2 protein-coding genes and 1 tRNA gene are annotated in these 2,101 nt (G+C 26.2%); 2 read left to right on the forward strand and 1 reads right to left on the reverse strand.

The annotated features are described in order from the left end of the window. Positions 1-2 precede the first annotated feature (2 nt). Positions 3-78: transfer RNA gene (locus BM384_RS16860), tRNA-Lys, on the forward strand. Between the two features lie 94 nt (positions 79-172). Here the strand turns inward: BM384_RS16860 and BM384_RS16865 are convergent. Then, a complete protein-coding gene (locus BM384_RS16865; RefSeq protein WP_090015401.1) occupies positions 173-922 on the reverse strand; it encodes a signal peptidase II in 750 nt (249 codons plus the stop codon). 95 nt (positions 923-1,017) lie between these two features. Here BM384_RS16865 and BM384_RS16870 point away from each other — a divergent pair, with 95 nt between their 5' ends. Beyond that, the gene (locus tag BM384_RS16870; protein ID WP_090015403.1) at positions 1,018-1,821 is read left to right on the forward strand and encodes a pyruvate, water dikinase regulatory protein; all 804 of its coding nucleotides are present in this window, start codon (positions 1,018-1,020) and stop codon (positions 1,819-1,821) included. Positions 1,822-2,101: the final 280 nt, after the last annotated feature.

Consider the following 2,101-nt stretch of genomic DNA (forward strand, 5'->3'; position numbering starts at 1 on the left):
ATGGTTTACTAGCTCAGTCGGTAGAGCACTTGACTTTTAATCAAGGTGTCCGGGGTTCGATTCCCCGGTAAGCCACCAAAGGGTCACTTCAAATGAAGGAACCTCTAATAAGAACTTGCTTAGCATTAATATAAAAAAGGATTTTACAATTTCGTAAAATCCTATTTTTATATTAATGTTTTTTTATTATTGATAGAATGTCTTTTTTTATAAAATTGAAAAACAACTTTATACTATTAATATCATCTTTTAAAGTTGAATTATCTTCTGAAGTTAAGTAGCCTGAAGAGTAAGCTGCTAATATAAAGGAGTATAATCCAAAGTTAATATATATATCTTTTATATCAGCTACAAATAGATCTGATATTCCTATAAAATCTAAACTACCTCCATAAAAGCATTTATCTATAAGAGAACATAACGCTCCACTAAGAAGAAAAATGAAAGCCATATCTCCCCAAAAAGTTTTATACCCTTTAAATAATAAATATCTATATAGTTCAATTAGTAAAATCAAAGCTAAGAAATTAATTGTTATTAAAAATGAAAAGCTTAGAGAAGTATTAAATCTAGCATTTAGCCATGAACCTTGAGTGTTTATTATAGGATTAAATGAAAGTAATTCTGGAATAATATTTATATTATGATTAAAGAAGAAGGCTTTAATTATTAATTTAATTCCTTGATCAATAAACATAGCAAATATAAAAATTAAGAATGTAGCTTTTTTTGAAAATCCATTTATATATTTTTTACTTAATAAGTATATAAAATATCCTATTAATGAAAATAATAATATAAGAGCACAGTTAAAGATGAAGAATGATATTGTTGTTATTCTTCCAGTGATGAGTTCAAATAAAAAATAAATAATCCACATAAGAGGAAGTGCTCCTATGGTAATTAGTTTAGTGTTTTTCATAAGTTGCCTCCTGATAAATTTTTACTAATCTAAGTTTATCATATAGAGTGTGAAAATTCACTATGAGCATTTTATAGGATATGGAGGAATAAATAATGTTACATATAGTTGCAGTATCAGATTCTATAGGAGAGACTGCAATGCAGGTTGCAAAAGCAGCTGCTAGTCAGTTTACAGATGAAGTTAAAGTAAAAAGAGTTTCATATATAAAAACCTTATCTGATGTTGATTTGTTGATAGAAGAACTAAAGGGTCTTGATAAGGTGTTATTAGTATCCACAATAGTTATAATAGATGTACGCAAATATTTAATAGATAAAGCTAAAGAGAATGGTATAGTAGCAATAAATATACTTGCACCTATAATAGAAGCATCATCATCAATTTTAAATAGTACACCAATATATAGTCCGGGAGCAGTTAGAAGTATTGATGAAGATTATTTTAAAAAGATTGAGGCAATAGAATTTGCAATACAATATGATGATAGTAAAGATTATAGAGGTATAAAAAATGCTGATGTAGTATTAATAGGATTATCAAGAACTTCAAAAACTCCATTATGTATGTGTTTAGCTAATAAGGGCATAAAGGCAATTAATATTCCATTAGTACCTGAAGTAGAATTACCTAAGGAATTATTTGAAATAGATAGAAGAAAAGTATTTTGTTTAACAATAGATCCTTTAGAGCTTATTGAAATAAGAAAAAAGAGAATTAGCAAATATAGATTTATATCTAGTAAGATTAATTATGCTGGTGAAGAAAGAATTCTTGAAGAATTTAAATTTTTAGATGATATTATTAGGAAAATTCGTTGTAAAACTCTAGATGTAACTAAGAGAGCCATAGAAGATACAGCATCAATAATTGAAGATATTGTAAAGAATAAAATATAAACTTAACCAGGTGTATCTATATATACATTTATATGAATTATATAGTATATAAAAGAATTTAGTATATAATGTTGAAAAATAGTGTTTTTTATATAGGAATATATATATGATTATGATAATATAAATATCGTCGCTGATGCGAAACAACTTAAAGATAACAAATAAAACAAAAAAGTTTAAAAAAAGTTATTGACAGATGTTTCGATAAGTGATAAGATAAATGAGTCGCTTGAGGGCGACGAGATAAATTGGTCTTTGAAAATTGAACAGATATAGATAA

Origin of the sequence: Clostridium sp. DSM 8431 (assembly GCF_900116755.1) — a bacterium.
GTDB lineage: Bacteria > Bacillota > Clostridia > Clostridiales > Clostridiaceae > Clostridium.

Bases quoted from the DNA above. Each gene is read 5' to 3' on its own strand.
- BM384_RS16865 (WP_090015401.1), bottom strand. From the start codon at position 922: ATGAAAAACACTAAACTAATTACCATAGGAGCACTTCCTCTTATGTGG.
- BM384_RS16870 (WP_090015403.1), top strand. From the start codon at position 1,018: ATGTTACATATAGTTGCAGTATCAGATTCTATAGGAGAGACTGCAATG.